17 protein-coding genes are annotated in these 15,528 nt (G+C 68.2%); 8 read left to right on the top strand and 9 right to left on the bottom strand.

The features are described from left to right. Positions 1–17 precede the first annotated feature (17 nt). The 5 genes from zwf (at position 18) to KAK88_RS04160 (ending at position 5,476) form a co-directional block, all read left to right on the top strand. On the top strand, positions 18–1,478 hold the full coding sequence (gene zwf, locus KAK88_RS04180) for a glucose-6-phosphate dehydrogenase (protein WP_039244196.1): 1,461 nt from the start codon (positions 18–20) through the stop codon (positions 1,476–1,478). Continuing rightward, positions 1,471–2,187, top strand: coding sequence for a 6-phosphogluconolactonase (gene pgl, locus KAK88_RS04175; protein WP_242077990.1), 717 nt, complete (start codon positions 1,471–1,473; stop codon positions 2,185–2,187). The genes zwf and pgl overlap by 8 nt, the downstream gene beginning before the upstream one ends. Position 2,188: 1 nt before the next feature. Then, positions 2,189–4,078 carry a phosphogluconate dehydratase gene (gene edd / locus KAK88_RS04170; RefSeq protein ID WP_242077989.1) on the top strand — a complete coding sequence of 630 codons (1,890 nt, stop codon included), beginning with the start codon at positions 2,189–2,191 and terminating at the stop codon, positions 4,076–4,078. A 30-nt stretch (positions 4,079–4,108) separates the two neighbouring features. Beyond that, positions 4,109–5,080, top strand: coding sequence for a glucokinase (gene glk / locus KAK88_RS04165; protein WP_242077988.1), 972 nt, complete (start codon positions 4,109–4,111; stop codon positions 5,078–5,080). 90 nt (positions 5,081–5,170) lie between these two features. Then, entirely contained in the window at positions 5,171–5,476 is a 306-nt protein-coding gene (locus KAK88_RS04160; protein WP_039244192.1) for a hypothetical protein, read from the top strand. A gap of 80 nt (positions 5,477–5,556) precedes the next feature. Here the strand turns inward: KAK88_RS04160 and KAK88_RS04155 are convergent, their stop codons facing one another. Beyond that, positions 5,557–5,919: a hypothetical protein gene (locus tag KAK88_RS04155; RefSeq protein ID WP_242077987.1), complete on the bottom strand. Its 363-nt coding sequence runs from the start codon at positions 5,917–5,919 to the stop codon at positions 5,557–5,559. Further along, positions 5,916–7,211 carry a homogentisate 1,2-dioxygenase gene (gene hmgA, locus KAK88_RS04150; protein ID WP_242077986.1) on the bottom strand — a complete coding sequence of 432 codons (1,296 nt, stop codon included), beginning with the start codon at positions 7,209–7,211 and terminating at the stop codon, positions 5,916–5,918. The genes KAK88_RS04155 and hmgA overlap by 4 nt, the downstream gene beginning before the upstream one ends. A gap of 114 nt (positions 7,212–7,325) precedes the next feature. Between hmgA and KAK88_RS04145 the strand changes: the two genes are divergently transcribed. After that, entirely contained in the window at positions 7,326–7,829 is a 504-nt protein-coding gene (locus tag KAK88_RS04145; RefSeq protein WP_045811869.1) for a hypothetical protein, read from the top strand. Here KAK88_RS04145 and KAK88_RS04140 read toward each other — a convergent pair. Next, positions 7,826–8,083: an Lrp/AsnC ligand binding domain-containing protein gene (locus tag KAK88_RS04140; protein WP_242077985.1), complete on the bottom strand. Its 258-nt coding sequence runs from the start codon at positions 8,081–8,083 to the stop codon at positions 7,826–7,828. The two genes, KAK88_RS04145 and KAK88_RS04140, sit on opposite strands and share 4 nt — an antisense overlap. Here KAK88_RS04140 and KAK88_RS04135 point away from each other — a divergent pair. Continuing rightward, positions 8,070–8,936, top strand: a complete 867-nt coding sequence (locus KAK88_RS04135; RefSeq protein ID WP_242077984.1) for an alpha/beta hydrolase — start codon at positions 8,070–8,072, stop codon at positions 8,934–8,936. The two genes, KAK88_RS04140 and KAK88_RS04135, sit on opposite strands and share 14 nt — an antisense overlap. A gap of 101 nt (positions 8,937–9,037) precedes the next feature. On the opposite strand, the gene KAK88_RS04130 is transcribed toward KAK88_RS04135, so the two are convergent. Then, a complete protein-coding gene (locus KAK88_RS04130) occupies positions 9,038–9,394 on the bottom strand; it encodes a hypothetical protein (RefSeq protein WP_242077983.1) in 357 nt (118 codons plus the stop codon). A 148-nt stretch (positions 9,395–9,542) separates the two neighbouring features. Here KAK88_RS04130 and KAK88_RS04125 point away from each other — a divergent pair, with 148 nt between their 5' ends. Next, on the top strand, positions 9,543–10,223 hold the full coding sequence (locus KAK88_RS04125; RefSeq protein ID WP_174086550.1) for a bifunctional 4-hydroxy-2-oxoglutarate aldolase/2-dehydro-3-deoxy-phosphogluconate aldolase: 681 nt from the start codon (positions 9,543–9,545) through the stop codon (positions 10,221–10,223). A gap of 14 nt (positions 10,224–10,237) precedes the next feature. Here the strand turns inward: KAK88_RS04125 and KAK88_RS04120 are convergent, their stop codons facing one another. The 5 genes from KAK88_RS04120 to KAK88_RS04100 form a co-directional block, all read right to left on the bottom strand. Next, complete coding sequence (locus KAK88_RS04120; RefSeq protein ID WP_017504387.1) at positions 10,238–10,750, bottom strand: periplasmic heavy metal sensor; 513 nt, start codon at positions 10,748–10,750, stop codon at positions 10,238–10,240. Then, a complete protein-coding gene (locus tag KAK88_RS04115; RefSeq protein ID WP_242077982.1) occupies positions 10,747–11,148 on the bottom strand; it encodes a hypothetical protein in 402 nt (133 codons plus the stop codon). Before KAK88_RS04115 ends, KAK88_RS04120 begins: the two co-directional genes overlap by 4 nt. Continuing rightward, positions 11,145–11,717 carry an RNA polymerase sigma factor gene (locus tag KAK88_RS04110; protein ID WP_242077981.1) on the bottom strand — a complete coding sequence of 191 codons (573 nt, stop codon included), beginning with the start codon at positions 11,715–11,717 and terminating at the stop codon, positions 11,145–11,147. Before KAK88_RS04110 ends, KAK88_RS04115 begins: the two co-directional genes overlap by 4 nt. 65 nt (positions 11,718–11,782) lie before the next feature. After that, on the bottom strand, positions 11,783–12,424 hold the full coding sequence (locus KAK88_RS04105) for an EF-hand domain-containing protein (protein ID WP_242077980.1): 642 nt from the start codon (positions 12,422–12,424) through the stop codon (positions 11,783–11,785). Between the two features lie 47 nt (positions 12,425–12,471). Continuing rightward, complete coding sequence (locus KAK88_RS04100) at positions 12,472–15,402, bottom strand: bifunctional [glutamine synthetase] adenylyltransferase/[glutamine synthetase]-adenylyl-L-tyrosine phosphorylase (RefSeq protein ID WP_242077979.1); 2,931 nt, start codon at positions 15,400–15,402, stop codon at positions 12,472–12,474. Positions 15,403–15,528: the final 126 nt, after the last annotated feature.

Raw genomic sequence — 15,528 nt, 5'->3', positions numbered from 1 at the left:
TCATCGAGGGACAAGACATGGCGGCTCTCATTCTATTTGGCGGCGGCGGCGATCTGGCGATGCGCATGCTGCTGCCGTCGCTATACTTCCTCGAACACGACGGCCTTCTGCCTGAAGGGCTGAAGATCATCGGCGCTGCGCGTTCCGAAGAGAGCGCCGACGACTATATCGCCAAGGTGCACGAGGCGGTGAAGGCCCGCGCCGAAGCCGACAAGGTCTGGGACGAAGCCAGTTGGTCGCGGATGAAGGCCCGCCTGGACTATCTGGCAGTCGACGCCACCTCGCCCGAAAGTCTCAAGCCGCTGAAGGACAAGGTCGGCGACGGCGAGGTCACCTCCTTCCTGGCCGTGTCCCCCTCGCTTTATGCCCGCATCGTCACGGCGATGAAGGCGGCGGGCCTTGCCGAAAAGAACTGCCGCATCGTGCTGGAAAAGCCGGTTGGGCGCGACCTGAAGTCCTTCCTCGAAATCGACGACGCCGTGGCTCACGCCTTCAGCGAGAACCAGGTGTTCCGCATCGACCACTATCTGGGCAAGGAGACCGTCCAGAACCTGATCGCCCTGCGGTTCGGCAACACGATCTTCGAGCCGCTGTGGAACAACCTGTCCATCGACCACGTGCAGATCACGATCGGCGAGACGGTGGGGGTCGGCGATCGCTGGCCCTACTATGACGAATACGGCGCCCTGCGCGACATGCTGCAGAACCACATGCTGCAGCTGCTGTGTCTGGTGGCGATGGAGCCGCCCAGCGACCTGGACCCGGATTCGGTGCGCAACGAGAAGGTCAAGGTGCTGCGCTCCCTACGGCCGATCACGCCTGACGAAGCCGAGCGCGTCACCGTGCGGGGTCAGTATGTGGCGGGCGTCTCGGAGGGCAAGCCGGCCAAGGGCTATGACGAGGAGCGCGGCCAGCCGTCGGACACCGAAACCTTCGTCGCCGTTCGGGCCGACATCGACAACTGGCGCTGGGCAGGCGTGCCCTTCTTCATGCGGACCGGCAAGCGCCTGCCCGAGAAGCGCACCGAGATCGTCATCCAGTTCAAGCCGGTGCCCCACTCGATCTTCGACCGCGACGATCGCGGCGAGGTTCAGGCCAACCGGATGATCATTGAGCTTCAGCCCGAAGAAGACATCTCTCTGACGGTGATGAACAAGCGACCCGGCCTGGATCAGCGCATGCAGTTGCAGCCGATCAAGATGAGCCTGTCTTGGGGTGTGGACGGCAAGTCCGCCGCCCCGCCGCGTCGCCGCATCGCCTATGAGCGCCTGCTGCTGGACGCGATGGCCGGCGATTCGACCCTGTTCGTGCGCCGCGACGAGGCCGAGCAGGCTTGGAAATGGGTGGACGAGGTGTCCGAGGCCTGGGCCGAATCCGGCCTGAAGCCCGACGACTACGTCGCCGGAACCTGGGGCCCCGACAGCGCCGACATGCTGATGGCCCGCACCGGCCGCGACTGGAACACGACCGATGTCTGAGACCCCCGCCATCGAAGCCTTCGCCTCCGTCGAGACCTGGGCCGAAGCCATCGCCGCGCGCCTGGCCGAGACCTTGGACGCGGCCGTGCGTGATCACGGCCAGGCCCTGTTCGCCGGTCCGGGCGGCTCGACGCCCGCGCCCGTCTATCGCCGCCTGGCGGCGACCGATCTGGACTGGTCCAAAATCGCCGTGACCCTGGTGGACGAGCGGTATGTGCCCGAGACCTCGCCGGAGTCGAACGCCCGGCTGATCCGCGACGTGCTGCTTCAGGACAAGGCGGCGACGGCCCGCTTCATCCCGCTCTATACGCCCGAGGTCACCGTGGACCGCGCGGCCATCGTGGCGGCCAAGGCACTGGGCGATGCGGGCGGGCGGTTCGATGCGGTGCTGCTGGGCATGGGCGAGGACGGCCATATCTGCTCCATGTTCCCCGAAAGCCCGACGCTGAAGACCCTGCTGACGCCGACGCTGAAGCCTACGGTGCTGGGCGTGCCGCATGGACGCGACGGCATGGCGCCGACGATCGAACGGCTGTCGATCAATCTGCCCTATCTGATGTCTGCCGGGCGCGTGATCCTGGGCCTGAAGGGCGCCGCCAAGCGTCGGGTCTTCGAAGAACAGGCCCAGGGCGATCCCAAGATCCAGCCCATCGCCGCCCTGATCGCCGCTGGCGTTCCCCTTGAAGTTCTGTGGACGGAGGAAGGCTGAAATGGCGCTTCATCCCACCGTGGCGGCCGTCACCGCCCGCATCATCGAAAAAAGCCGCGAGACCCGCGCCGACTACATCCGTCGCATGGACGCCGCACGCGACAGCGGTGCCGGACGCGCCAAACTGTCTTGCGCCAACTGGGCTCACGCCTTCGCGGGCCAGACCATCGCCGACAAGCTGACGGCGATGGACGGGTCCAAGCCCAACCTGGGCATCGTCACCGCCTATAACGACATGCTGTCGGCCCACCAGCCGTTCGAACGCTTTCCCGACGTGGTGCGCAAGGCCGTACGAGAGGTCGGCGCCACGGCCCAGGTCGCCGGCGGCACCCCCGCCATGTGCGATGGCGTCACCCAGGGTCGTCCGGGCATGGAGTTGTCGCTATTCAGCCGCGACCTGATCGCCATGTCGGCGGGCATCGCCCTGACGCACGACGCCTTCGACGCCGGCCTTATGCTGGGCGTGTGCGACAAGATCGTTCCGGGCCTGTTCATGGGCGCCCTGGCCTTCGGCCATCTGCCCGTCGTCTTCGCACCCGCAGGCCCGATGCCGTCGGGCATTCCGAACGCGGAGAAGGCCCGCGTCCGGGCGGAATATGCGCAGAACAAGGTGGATCGTCAGACCCTGCTGGAAAGCGAGATCGGCAGCTATCACTCGCCCGGCACCTGCACCTTCTATGGCACGGCCAACTCCAACCAGATGATGATGGAGCTGGGCGGACTGCACATGCCCTCCACCGCCTTCGTCCATCCCGACACCGGCCTGCGCGACGCCCTGACGGCGGCGGCGGCGAAACGGGCGGTCGAACTGGCCCGCAGCGGCGAGTGCCGTATGGCCGACGTCATCGACGAGAAGTCCATCGTCAACATGATCGTCGCCCTGCTGGCCACCGGCGGCTCGACCAATCACGCCATCCACCTGGTCGCCATGGCGCGGGCGGCGGGCGTGCTGATCGATTGGACCGACATGGATGAGCTGTCGTCGGTCACGCCGCTGCTGGCGCGGGTCTATCCGAACGGCTCGGCGGACGTGAACGCCTTCCAGGCCGCCGGCGGCGTCGCCTTCATCGCGCGTGAGCTGGCGATGGCCGGCAACATCCACAGCGACGTGACCACCATCATGGGTCAGGGCATCGAGGCCTATTTCCAGGAACCGTCGATGGTGGACGGCGAACTGGTCTGGCGCGACGGGGTTCAGGAAAGCCTCGATCTCGACATCCTGCGCCCGGCCTCCAATCCCTTCGACAAGGAGGGGGGCTTGCGTCTGGTTCAGGGCGACCTGGGTCGTGCGGTCATCAAGATCTCGGCGGTCAAACCCGAGAACCGCATCGTCGAGGCGCCCGCCGCCGTGTTCGAAACTCAGGAAGACGCACTCCAGGCCTTCCGGGATGGCAAGCTGTTCCGCGACGTGGTCGTGGTCCTGCGCTTCCAGGGGCCGAAGGCGAACGGCATGCCCGAACTGCACAGCCTGTCGCCGGCCCTGTCGGTCATTCAGGACAAGGGGTTCAAGGTCGCCTTCGTCACCGACGGCCGCATGTCGGGCGCCAGCGGCAAGACGCCCGCCGCCATCCACGTTTCGCCCGAGGCCCTGGCCGGCGGTCCGCTGGCCCATGTTCAGGACGGCGACATCATCCGCCTGGACGCCGAGGCCGGGGTCCTGACCACCGTCGGCGTTTCCGACCTGACCGCTCGTCCGCCCGCCGCCCGGTCCGCCGTCAACGCCGAAGGTTCGTCCTGGGGCTATGGCCGTGAGCTGTTCGGCGCCTTCCGCCATGTGGTCACGACGGCCGAGCAGGGAGCGACGGTCTGTTTCGCCCTGCCGACCGGCTCGCGCGGCAACGACGACACCCCGCCCAATCCCAACTTCGTCGATCGGACCGTGGACGCCTGATCCACCGAACCGAGCGCAGGAAACGCCCCAATGAATGACAAGACCCTTCTCGTCGGCGATGTCGGCGGCACGAACGCCCGTTTCGCCGTGGCCCGCATGGTGGACGGCAAGCCCGTGCTGGACCACCACGAGAGCTTCCCGGCCGAGACCTATCCGACCTTCCTGGAAGGCGTCGCCGCCTTCATCGACGGCTGCGAGGTCAAGCCGACGGGCGGCGTGATCGCCGTCGCCGGCCCGGTCACGGACGGCGCCATCGACCTGACCAACTCGCCCTGGCAGGTGTCGGAGGCGGAGCTTCAGACCCTGGGCCTGAAGCCGGTCAAGCTGATCAACGACTTCGAGGCCCTGGCCTGGGGCGCGCCGATCGTGCCGGAAGACCAGCTGGAGAGCCTGGGCGGGCCGGTCGACGGCGATCCGCACTGCACTGTCGCGGTGCTCGGCCCCGGCACCGGCTTCGGCGTCTCGGCCCTGGTGCGCGATGCGGCCGGCAAGGAAATGGCCATGCCGTCCGAGGGCGGACACGCCTGCTTCCCCCCCGGCGATCCGGTCGAGGACGAAATCCTGCGCATCCTGCGTCGCCGCTATGATCGGGTGTCGATCGAGCGTCTGATCTGCGGGCCGGGCCTGCTGAACATGCACCGTGCCCTGGCCGAAATCGACGGGCGCGAGACCCATATCGACGATCCGGCTCAGATCACCGCAACGGCCCTGGCCGATTCGAACAGCCCATGCGGCGCGACCCTGGCCCGTTTCTGCGCCATCCTGGGCGCGGTCGCCGGCGACATCGCCCTGACCACCGGGGCGCGCGGCGGCGTCTATATCGCCGGCGGCATCGTTCCGCGCATCCTGCCCTTCATCAAGACCAGCCCTTTCCGCCAGCGCTTCGAGCGCAAGGGCCGGTTCAAGGACTATATGCAGGACATTCCGACCAAGGTGATCATGCACAAACACGCCGCACTGCTGGGCGCTGCGCGGGTCGCCTTCGCCCAGTCGGAGGGCTGACGCGTCGGGCGATCACGAAAATCTCACGGCGGCGTGAACCGAACCGTCACCGTAGCGTTTGTGTGTTTCCATCTAGGAGAGGAAACTCAAATGAAGAAGTTCGCCATCGCCGCCGCGTCGGTCTTCATGCTGGCCGGCGTCGCCGCCTGCGGTGAAAGCGCCGCCGACAAGGCCGCTGAAAAGCAAGCCGACGCCATCGAAGCGACGGGTGAAGCCCGCGCTGACCAACTGGAATCGCAAGCCGCGACTGCTCCGACCGCCGCTCAGGCCGACGCCCTGAACGCCCAGGCCGATCAGGTCGAGAAGAACGCCGACCGCAAGGCCGACATGGTCGAGCAGCAAGCCGGCAACGCCGACGGCGGCATGACCACCGCCAACACGCCTTCGACCCACTAAGGTCTGGCGACCGACTAAATCCGTTTACGGATGGATCAGCCCCCGTCGTTCGCGACGGGGGCTTTTTCGTGCCTGCGACCTCAATCGATGCACAGGGTCGGGCCGGCCTTGCCGTCCTCGACCGTCGTATTGCAGCCGAAGCGGTCGCTGGTCGCCTGGCAGACGCCAGTCGCCGCCGTCCCCGGCGCCACGCCGCTGTTGCCCTCGATGCGGCAATCGCCCTGGCACTGATCGCCGTCGGTGCAGCGCTTGCCGGCGTCGGCGTAAGAGATGACGCACTGCCAGGACTGCATCCGCCCAACCTGTTTCATCGTGCCGCCGCGCGTGGCGCAGGACGCGGCGTCGGCGCTCTGCATCGGCGCATCCGACGCCGTTCCCGTGGCCTGGGGCGAGCAGGCGGCGGCCAGAAGCGCGACGGCGGCGATGAGGGAAATACGGATCATGAGATCTGTCCTTTGGTGAAGCCTGACCAGACGTCGTCGTAGTCGAGCTGCATCTGCGGTGATTCCGACGCCCATTTCGTGACGCGGATCGGCATGCGCGTCTCGAACATGAAGGCCAGGGTGTTTTCGATCTTGTGCGGCTTCAGCTCGGCCTTGATCGCGCCGTCATAGCTGGCCTGATCGGGGCCATGGCCGCTCATGCGGTTGTGCAGCGATGCGCCGCCCGGCGCGAATCCGCCGGCCTTGGCGTCGTAGGCGCCGGTTACCAGCCCCATGAACTCGCTCATCACGTTGCGATGGAACCACGGCGGGCGGAAGGTGTCCTCGGCCACCATCCAGCGCGGCGGGAAGATGACGAAGTCGATGTTGGCCGTGCCGGGCGTCTCGGACGGGCTGGTCAGGACGGTGAAGATCGACGGATCGGGGTGGTCGTAGCTGACGGTGTTGATCGTGTTGAACCGCGCCGTATCATAGCGGCAGGGCGCCAGATTGCCGTGCCAGGCGACGACGTCCAGCGGGCTGTGATCGAAGGTCGTGGCCCACAGGCGGCCGCCGTATTTCTGGACGCACTCGGTCGGACGATCCACGTCTTCAAAGGCTGCAACCGGGGTCTCAAAGTCGCGCGGATTGGCCAGGCCGTTCGAGCCGATAGGGCCGAGATCCGGCAGGCGGAACGGACTGCCGTAGTTCTCACAGACATAGCCGCGCACCGGCCCGTCCACCTCGACGCGGAAGCGCACGCCGCGCGGGATCAGGACGACATGGCCCGGCTGGGCCTCGATCACGCCGAGCTCGGTGACGAAGCGATGCGCGCCTTCCTGAGGCACGATCAGCAGTTCGCCGTCGGCGTCATAGAAGACCCGGTCGGTCATCGACCGGTTGGCGACATACAGGTGAATGCCCGCCCCCGCCCCGCCGTCCGGTTCGCCGTTGCCACCATAGGTCGTCAGCCCCTCGACCCAGTCGGTCGCAGCCTGCGGCATCGGCAGCGGGTCCCAGCGCATCCGGTTGGGATTGGGCGGCGTCTCGTCGAACGGACCTGAGCGAACCAGCCCCTGATCGAAGGGGGTGTAGGGCCCATGCTGGGCCGAGGGACGCAGGCGATAGAGCCAGCTGCGCCGGTTCTCGGCGCGCGGGGCGGTGAAGGCCGTGCCGGACAGCTGTTCGGCATACAGGCCCATCGGCGTCTTCTGCGGCGAGTTTCGACCCACCGGCAGGGCGCCGGGCGCGGCTTCGGTCGCGAAATGATTGCCGAAACCGGTCATGTAGGCGGGCGCGTTGGATCGCGTCATGTCGTGTCTCCCTATGCCCTTCGTTTAGCCGTCCCCGGCGCCAGCGTCACCCTTTGCCCGTCAGGCAACAGCTTGGCGGTTGGCGCGTTGCTTTGGCCTCGCGGAGGGATTTCCATGACCTATCTGACCCGGGCGGTGTTCGCCTTCGCCAGCCTGCTGCTGTTGCTAGCGGCCATGGCCCTGATCGGGTTCGGGGTGAAGGATGCGCTGCACGGCATCGGCTCGCCCGACAAGTCCGGCGCAGACGCGGTTCTGGACGTGCTGGGCTATGTCATCGTCGCCATCGCCGTGTTCGACGTGGCCAAATACATCTTCGAGGACGAGGTTCGGCGCGGCAACGAGAAGCGCAGCGCCGCCGAGGCTCGGCGCAGCCTGACCAAGTTCCTGTCGACCATCGTCATCGCCCTGTTCCTCGAAGCCCTGGTCGTCGTGTTCAAGACGGCGCGCGAGGACGTGGCGCAGCTGCTCTATCCCACCGCCCTGCTGATCGCCTCGGTGCTGGTGCTGGTGGGCTTGGGCGTCTTCCAGCGCCTGTCGGCCACGGTCGAGGAAAAGGTCGGCGACGACGACGAGGCCGAGGACCGCAAGGACAAGGTCAGGCGAAAGGCCGCGCCCTAAATCTTCGAAGGCAGGAAGGGCGAGAAGGTGATGACGGTGAAGGTGTCGCGCACGTGCGGCCGCGTCTGGACCTGTTTCGTCACGAAGGTGCCGATGTCGGCGTCGCGCGGCAGGTTGAACTTGGCCAACAGGTCGTGCTGACCCGAGGTGGAATAGACCTCCGACACGTTCTCGACATTATCCACGATGTCGGCCGCGACGTCGTTGGCGTAGCCCAGCTCGCATTTGATGAAGACGAAGATGGCGGTCATCATGGCGGATCAGTCCTCTGGTTCGAGGGCGCTTCTAGCGGACGAAGACGTGACGGGTAAGCCGCAAGACACAGACGCCGTGCTGGAGGCGCAATACAACAACCGCGCCCTGGTCCCCGACCACCCTGCCGTCATGGCGCGCTGGAAGGCGGGATCGGAGACCGCCCGCGCCGCTCACCCGCCCCAGGTCCTGAAATACGGCCCAGGCGAGCGCGAGCGGATCGACTGGTTCGACGCCGGGGACGGCGCGCCGGTCGTGGTCTTCCTGCACGGCGGATACTGGCAGGCTCTCGACGCGGGCTGGTTCAGCTTCGTGGCGCCGCCCCTGCTGGCACACGGCGTCAGCGTCGCCATCCCGACCTATGACCTGGCGCCGAGCGTGCGGCTGGGCCGGATCGTCGATCAGGCGCGGGCGACGGTCGATCTGATTCGCGACCGCACCGGCGCGGCGCCCGTCGTCAGCGGCCATTCGGCAGGCGGGCATATGGCGGCCTGCCTGCTGGCGGACAGGCGGGCCTCGGCGGCGGTCGCCATCTCGGGCGTGTTCGATCTGGAGCCTCTGATCCCCACTTCGCTGAATGTCGCCCTGGACCTGAGTACGGCAGAGGCTGAGGCCCTGTCGCCGATCCGCTGGCCGGCGCCGGTCGGCGCGATTCTGGACTGCATCGTCGGTGGTGCGGAAAGCGAGGCCTTCGTGGATCAGAGCCGCGACATGGCCGCGCGCTGGGGCGACGCCGGGGCCGAGACGCGGTTCGAGGCCCTGCCCGGCCTGAACCATTTCACGGTTCTGGATCCGCTGTTCGATGCCGAGAGCGCCCTAGTCACACGGCTGGCCGACCTGGCCCATCGACGCTGAGCGTCAATCAGACCCGGCAGTGAAAAACAGAGTCTAATTCGTCTAATTCGTATGAAATCCCCCACTCCCCTCGCTGACAGATGGGCTTGAGCGGCGAGGCTTCAAGAGGGGCGGTCGGCGCGCCAGATGAAGACGAAGTTGCGGTGTTCGGCCCAGGTCTGACCCTCGACATGATCGCCCGCAAGGCAGGCCGCCGTGTGATAGGGGCCTGCGCCGTCGGTCGTTCGGAACGAGACGCACAGGCGGCCGTGCTGGCGCTTCCATTGGCCCGCCTCGATCCGGCTGTTGTAGAAGTCGCCCGTCACGACGCCATCGGCCTGGAGCGTCAGGTTCATGGGCTGGCGATAGGGCTGGGCCGGATCGGTCGCAAGATCGACGGACCAGGCCCCGTCCATGTCGGCGGCGGGCGGCGGATCCTGAACGGTCAGAAAGGCGACAAGGGCGAGGGCGGCGAACATCCCGCTTCTCCAAGAGGGGATTGATCGAACGACGGTCCGCCTTTCGCTACACGCCGTCAAGAGAACGTCCGCGCTAACGCGGTTTGACTTGACCTTGCGTCCGCGACAGCGGAGGTCGGACGCGAACCTATCGCAGAGGAACCCGTCCATGGCCCATGATCGCGTCAGCGTGCTTCAGGCGCTTCAGACCCAGGGCGTGTGCCCGGTCTTCTATCATCCCGACGCCGAGGTCAGTCTGAACGTCATTCGCGCCTGCGCGCGCGGCGGGGCGCCGGTGGTCGAGTTCACCAATCGCGGCGACTTCGCCTGCGACCTGTTCGGCGAGATCAATCGCGAACTGATCAAGACCGACCCCAACGTCGTCTTGGGCATCGGTTCGGTCGTCGATGCGGGCACGGCCTCGCTTTATCTGAACCGGGGCGCGCGGTTCGTGGTCAGCCCCTGCCTGATCCCCGACGTGGCCAAGGTCTGCAACCGTCGCATGGTCGCCTATTTCCCCGGCTGCGGGTCGGTGACCGACATCGGCGAGGCGCACGAACTGGGCTGCGACATCGTCAAACTGTTCCCCGGCTCGTCGGTCGGCGGCCCGGACTTCGTCAAGGCGGTCAAGGGGCCGATGCCCTGGGTCAAGATCATGCCCACGGGCGGCGTCGATCCGGACGAGGCGTCGATCGCCAAATGGTTCGGCGCGGGCATCGTCGCGGCGGGGATGGGGTCCAAACTGGTGACCGATGACGCCGTCAAGTCGGGCGACTGGGCCGCCATCGAGGCGTCTGTGCGCTCGGCGGTGAACGCCGTCGCCGCCTTCCGCGCGTCCAGGAAGGGCTGAGCGCCCAAGCGCCGTCAGCGGGGCGCGCGGTCGTCCGGCTGACGGCGATCCGGCCCGTGGGCTGCGGCGCGACGAGCATTGCCCTTACGCTGAAGGATCGGGGCCAGGGCCTTGCGCTCCTCCGGCGTCAGCGTCGCCAGCACGGCGACCGCGCCGTTTTCCAGGCGGGTGCGGCCCCGCATCTCGGCGGCCCTGGACTGTTCCAGCAGGCTTTCGACCCGGGCCGCGTCCAGGGTCGGCTGACCGGCGATGTCGATGGCCTCGCGCCGGGCGGCGCGGGCCGCCTCGAAATCAGGACGCGCCGCCAGGGCCGATTCTCGCAGCGCGGTGCGCACGCGCTGGCGCACGGCCGGATCCAGATCGGCCAGCACCTCGGCCAGCGGTCCCTCGCGGCCCGGACGGCGTTGGTCCTCGATCCGGCGTTCGATCCGGTCGCGATTGACGACATAGGTGACCCCGCCCGCTACGGCGAACAGGTTCAGGGCCACCGAGACGGCCAGGGCGATCTTCAGGCTCTTGGACGTCATCCCAGCAATTCCGTGTCATCCACGCCCGTCAGCGAGGATTGATAAAGCACCGCATCGGCGCGCGCGTCGGCGGTCAGATGGGTGGTCAGGCCGACGCCGGCGACCACGCCCGCACAGGCCGCGGCGGCCCAACCGGCGCCGAGATACCAGATCGCCTTGCCCAGACGGTTTTTCGCCCGGGGCGCAGCCGCAAGGATGCGCGCGGTCAGGGCGGCGGACGGGACAGGTCTGGGCGCGGCGTCGAGCAGAGCGTCCAAAGCGGCAGCCTGATCCAGCACCGCCTTCAGCGACGGATCGGCGGCGATCAGGCTTTCGGCGAAGGCGCGCTCGGACGCGGGCCACCGACGCAGGTCGGCGCCATAGGCGTCCGCCAGTTCGTGCAACCGTTCCGCCTTCATCGTCCGTCTCCTCTAATCGACCCCGGACCGATGTCCGAAAGGGCCAGACGCAATGCGCGACGACCGCGCGACAACAAACTCTCCAGCGCCTCGACGCTGATCTCCATCAGGGCCGCCGCATAGATATTCGACAGATCCTGATAATGGCACAGGACGATGGCCTCGCGCTGTCGGTCCGGCAGCCGTTTCAGGGCCGCCGTGACCCGCACGCCCGTCTCGGCCGCCAACAGACCGCGATCCGGCGCCGGGCCTTCGTCGGGACGATCCGGCGGCGTGTCGGTCGGGATTTCGCGCCGACGCCTCAGCCGATCGTAACAGAGGTTCAGCGCGACCCGGTGCAGCCAGGTGTCGAACCGGGCCTTGCCGGGCGTCCATCTGGGCGCCTGACGCCAGGCTTTGAGCATGGTCTCCTGGGCCACGTCCTCGGCCTCGACGGCATCGCCCAGCATCCGCTGGGCCAGCGACAGGATGCGCGGCAGCTTGCGCGAGACGAGCGTCTGCGCCGCCGCCGGGTCGCCTTGCCCCACGCGCCGCACCAGATCCTCGTCGGGGTCGACGATCGCGACCAAACCTGCCTCTTCCGCTGCTGACGAAAGGGACCGGTGCGTTCACGACGGCCGACCCCGACACCGTCTTACTCCGAAGCCGGGACGGGGGAAGCGGGTTGTTGTACCGGACGCTGCGCCTGGCGGGCCGCGCGGCGTTCCTGCCGTTGCTCACGCTGCGCGGACATGGCCGCCCGGCGCTCGTCGGCGGAGATCACGCCGTCGCGGTTGGCGTCCATCTTGTCGAACTGCTCGCCCAGCTTGGCGGAGGCTTCGGCGATCACCACCGGCCCGCGTTCGCGGCCTTGTCCGCGCATGGCGTGATGTGCGCCGCCGCGACGACCCTCACGATGACCGGCGCGCTCCGCGCGCGGACCGCGATCCGGGCGTGCGGCATGGCCGGCGTCGAACTCGGCGCGGCTGATGGAACCGTCGCCGTTCGCATCCAGCTTGGCGAAGCGGTCGCCCGCGCGTTCGGCGCGACGGGCCTGCATGGCGGCGGCGCGTTCTTCGGGGCTGACCGAGCCGTCGCGGTTCGTATCGAGCGCCGTCAGGCGCGCGATGCGCGCATCGACGAACTCGGCGCGGGTGATCTGGCGGTTCGGATCCGCGCGCACATGATGCGGCGCGGGGGCGCCCTCGGCGGGAGCCGGCGGAACCTGTGCGGTCGCGGCGCCGGCGGCGGCGGCCAGAGCGATGACGCCCAGGCCGGTCAGAAAGGTCTTTCTCATCTCGATCATCTCCACGGGCGCGTTCGGCGCCCTTCGACATTGCCCTGTCAGGAGATTGAACGCGGCGTTGCGGATTCTCCGTCGCGGCCTGCTGGAACCGCACGCTCGAAGGCCTTTCGCGCCCGCGCGCGCAGGTCGGTCAGCTCGGTCTTCAGCGTGTCGAAGTCCGGCGCGCCGGCGGCCTCGGCCAGGCGCAGCTGGAAGACGCCGGGTTCGCCCTCCGGATCGACCCGCCCCTCGAAGGCGGCGGCCAGAAGATGGGCCAGACGCTGCTGCACGCGCCAGGCCTCGGCCAGGACCGGGTCGTCGTGCAGGGCCTCCAGCGTCGACAGGGTCAAGGGCTCGCCGATGGCGGCCGCCTGAAGCTGGCGGAACTGAGCGGCGAACTCGGCGTCCACCTGTCCGCCCGGCGACAGCTTCAGATCCCAGAAGCCGTGCGGGCGACGCTCGCGATCCATAAGGCTACGCATCTTTCGGACATCGGCGGCGATATCGACGCCGGGACGCGGGCGACGCAGGGCGGCCTCAATGGCCGCCGAAACCTGGGCGCCGAACTTGGGATCGCTGGCCCAGACCACGCGGGCGCGGGTCAGAACCATGAACTCCCAGGTCTCGGCCTCCTTGGCGTAATAGGCGTCGAACGCCTTCAGCCGCACCGACACCGGCCCCTTGGAGCCGGTGGGGCGCAGGCGCATGTCCACCTCATAGAGGCCGCCTTCCGCCGTATGCGCCGACAGGGCCGCGATCAGCCGCTGGGTGAAGCGGGCGTAGAAGACGTCGGCGGTCCAGCCCTTGATCTCGGAGGTCGCCTCGGGCGGTGCCTCGTACAGGGTCATCAGATCCAGGTCCGATCCGGCCGTCATCTCGCGCGAACCGGCCTTGCCCAAGGCGACCACCGCCACCGCGCCGGGGAAGGCGCCGCCCAGCCGTTCGGTCTCGGCCAGGGCGGCGGGCGACAGGGTGCGCATGGCGGCGTCGGCCAGGGCGGCGTAGGCGCGGCCCGCCGCCTCTGCCCCCGCCCGGCCGGTCAGGGCGTGGATGCCGATGCGGAACATCTGCTCGCGGTGCAGGCGGCGCACGGCGTTCATGGCCCCCTCGAAATCCTCGGTCTCGCCGGCCTCGCGCAGCATCTGTTCGGTCAGGCCGGTCTCTTCGGACAGATCGACCAGGAAGCGGGCGTCCAGCACGCCATCCAGCGCCGCCGGTTGCCGGCCAAGGGTCAGGGCCAGACGCGGCGCAAAGGCCATGACGCCCAGCACCATCTCGAACAGTTTGGGCTGGTTCAGGAACAGGGCCTGAACCTGAACCCCCGCCGCCAGGCCGGAGAAGAAGACGGCGAAACGCCGGAACGCCTCGTCGGGCGCGCCGGATCGGGCCAGGGCCTCCAGCAGGCGCGGGGCCAGGCGGGTGAACAGTTCGCGGCCCCGCGCCGTGCGTGTCGCCGGGATGCGGCCATGGTGCCAGGTGCGGATCGTATCGGCGACCGACGGCGCCTCGGAAAAACCCATGCGACGCAGGGTCTCCAGCGTCTCGGGATCGTTCTCGACCCCGGTGAAGACCAGGCTGCCGTAGCGGGAGTCCAGATCTTCGCCGCCCTCGAACAGTTCGCCATAGCGGGCGTTGACCCGCGCCAGCAGGGCCTCGACCCGGGCGTCGAAGGCCGTCAGATCGGCGGAACCGTCAAGCGCAGCGACGGCGGCGCGATGTTCGGCGTCCTCGGGCAGGCGGTGGGTTTGTTCGTCGTCGAGCATCTGCACGCGGTGCTCCAGCCCGCGCAACTCGACATAGGCGGCGGACAGTTCCTCGCAGACCGCCTGGGGCACATGGCGCGCGTCGGCCAGGGCCTTCAACGCCTCCAGCGTGCGGGGCTTGCGTAAGGCCGGATCGCGGCCGCCCAGGATCAGCTGCTGGGTCTGGGCGTAGAATTCGATCTCGCGGATGCCGCCGCGACCCAGCTTCAGATTGGCCCCGGCGGCCTGCAGCCCCTCGCCCGTCTTGTGGACGTGGATCTGTTTCTTGATCGATTGGATGTCGAGTACGGCCGCGTAGTCCAAGCTGCGCCGCCAGATGAAGGGGATCATGGCCTTCAGGAACCGGCCCGCCGCGCGCATGTCGCCCAGGACCGGCCGCGCCTTGATGAAGGCCGCCCGCTCCCAGTTCTGGCCGACGCTCTCATAGTAGGCCAGGGCCATCGGCCCGGCGACGACGGGCGGGGTCGAGGACGGATCGGGCCGCAGCCGCAGATCGACGCGGAAGACATAGCCGTCGCCCGTCCGCTCGGTCAGCAGGGTGGCGATCCCCTTGCCGACGCGATTGGCGAAGTCCTGCATCTCTTCGCCCTCGCGCAGGGCCAGGCCCATCAGGCGCGGCTCGAAGAAGAGGGAGATGTCGATGTCGGACGAATAGTTCAGTTCGTTGGCGCCATGCTTTCCCATGGCCAGGCCGAACAGGCCGGGGATGGGCCCGCGCGGATCGCCGGGCGGCGAGATCAGTCGGCCGCGCACCCTCTGTTCGGCGGCGACGGCGCGCAGGGCCGCCCGGCAAGAGGCGTCGGCGAAGCGAGACAGGGCGTCGGTGACCTGATCCAGATCCCAAACCCCGCCCAGATCGGCCAGGGCGGTCAGCAGGTGCAGGTCGGCCTTCAGCACGCGTAGCGGAGCACGGACCGCGTCCGGCTCGGCGTCCAGCGCGTCCGTGTCACGAATGATCCGCTCCAGCGCCTCGGCTGGATCGGCTTCCAGCAGGCTTCGCAGATGGGCGAGGCGACGCCGCATCAGACCGGCGAGATAGGGCGAGGCGCCAGCGACGGGGGCCAGGGCGGGCCAGGCGACGTCCAGAGTCTCGCGCCAACCGTTAGCGTCGGCGGCCTCGGTCAGGGCTTCATGCAGGCGGCCGGCGGCGGCGGGATTCGCAACCGGGCCGGCGGGGGCGAGGCTGCGCCCCAACGGGAATGCGGCTGAGGTTTTGGTTTCAGGCATCACATCTTCCGCTCATCCCCGCGAAAGCGGGGACCCAGTGCTTTCGCTCGGCGCAGTGTTGGACCACGATCCAAGACGCGCTCACAAGTCTTACCGCCCACAGAACTGGGTCCCCGCTTTCGCGGG

The sequence above is a fragment of the Brevundimonas diminuta genome (genome assembly GCF_022654015.1).
In the GTDB taxonomy this organism is placed as follows: domain Bacteria; phylum Pseudomonadota; class Alphaproteobacteria; order Caulobacterales; family Caulobacteraceae; genus Brevundimonas; species Brevundimonas diminuta_C.
The sequence above is the reverse complement of the archived record's forward strand: the minus strand, read 5'-3'. Positions and strand labels throughout refer to the sequence as shown.

Excerpts from the sequence above, each read along its gene's own strand:
- zwf (WP_039244196.1), top strand. The coding sequence starts at position 18 with ATGGCGGCTCTCATTCTATTTGGCGGCGGCGGCGATCTGGCGATGCGC.
- pgl (WP_242077990.1), top strand. The coding sequence starts at position 1,471 with ATGTCTGAGACCCCCGCCATCGAAGCCTTCGCCTCCGTCGAGACCTGG.
- edd (WP_242077989.1), top strand. The coding sequence starts at position 2,189 with ATGGCGCTTCATCCCACCGTGGCGGCCGTCACCGCCCGCATCATCGAA.
- glk (WP_242077988.1), top strand. The coding sequence starts at position 4,109 with ATGAATGACAAGACCCTTCTCGTCGGCGATGTCGGCGGCACGAACGCC.
- KAK88_RS04160 (WP_039244192.1), top strand. The coding sequence starts at position 5,171 with ATGAAGAAGTTCGCCATCGCCGCCGCGTCGGTCTTCATGCTGGCCGGC.
- KAK88_RS04155 (WP_242077987.1), bottom strand. The coding sequence starts at position 5,919 with ATGATCCGTATTTCCCTCATCGCCGCCGTCGCGCTTCTGGCCGCCGCC.
- hmgA (WP_242077986.1), bottom strand. The coding sequence starts at position 7,211 with ATGACGCGATCCAACGCGCCCGCCTACATGACCGGTTTCGGCAATCAT.
- KAK88_RS04145 (WP_045811869.1), top strand. The coding sequence starts at position 7,326 with ATGACCTATCTGACCCGGGCGGTGTTCGCCTTCGCCAGCCTGCTGCTG.
- KAK88_RS04135 (WP_242077984.1), top strand. The coding sequence starts at position 8,070 with ATGGCGGTCATCATGGCGGATCAGTCCTCTGGTTCGAGGGCGCTTCTA.
- KAK88_RS04140 (WP_242077985.1), bottom strand. The coding sequence starts at position 8,083 with ATGATGACCGCCATCTTCGTCTTCATCAAATGCGAGCTGGGCTACGCC.
- KAK88_RS04130 (WP_242077983.1), bottom strand. The coding sequence starts at position 9,394 with ATGTTCGCCGCCCTCGCCCTTGTCGCCTTTCTGACCGTTCAGGATCCG.
- KAK88_RS04125 (WP_174086550.1), top strand. The coding sequence starts at position 9,543 with ATGGCCCATGATCGCGTCAGCGTGCTTCAGGCGCTTCAGACCCAGGGC.
- KAK88_RS04120 (WP_017504387.1), bottom strand. The coding sequence starts at position 10,750 with ATGACGTCCAAGAGCCTGAAGATCGCCCTGGCCGTCTCGGTGGCCCTG.
- KAK88_RS04115 (WP_242077982.1), bottom strand. The coding sequence starts at position 11,148 with ATGAAGGCGGAACGGTTGCACGAACTGGCGGACGCCTATGGCGCCGAC.
- KAK88_RS04105 (WP_242077980.1), bottom strand. The coding sequence starts at position 12,424 with ATGAGAAAGACCTTTCTGACCGGCCTGGGCGTCATCGCTCTGGCCGCC.
- KAK88_RS04100 (WP_242077979.1), bottom strand. The coding sequence starts at position 15,402 with ATGCCTGAAACCAAAACCTCAGCCGCATTCCCGTTGGGGCGCAGCCTC.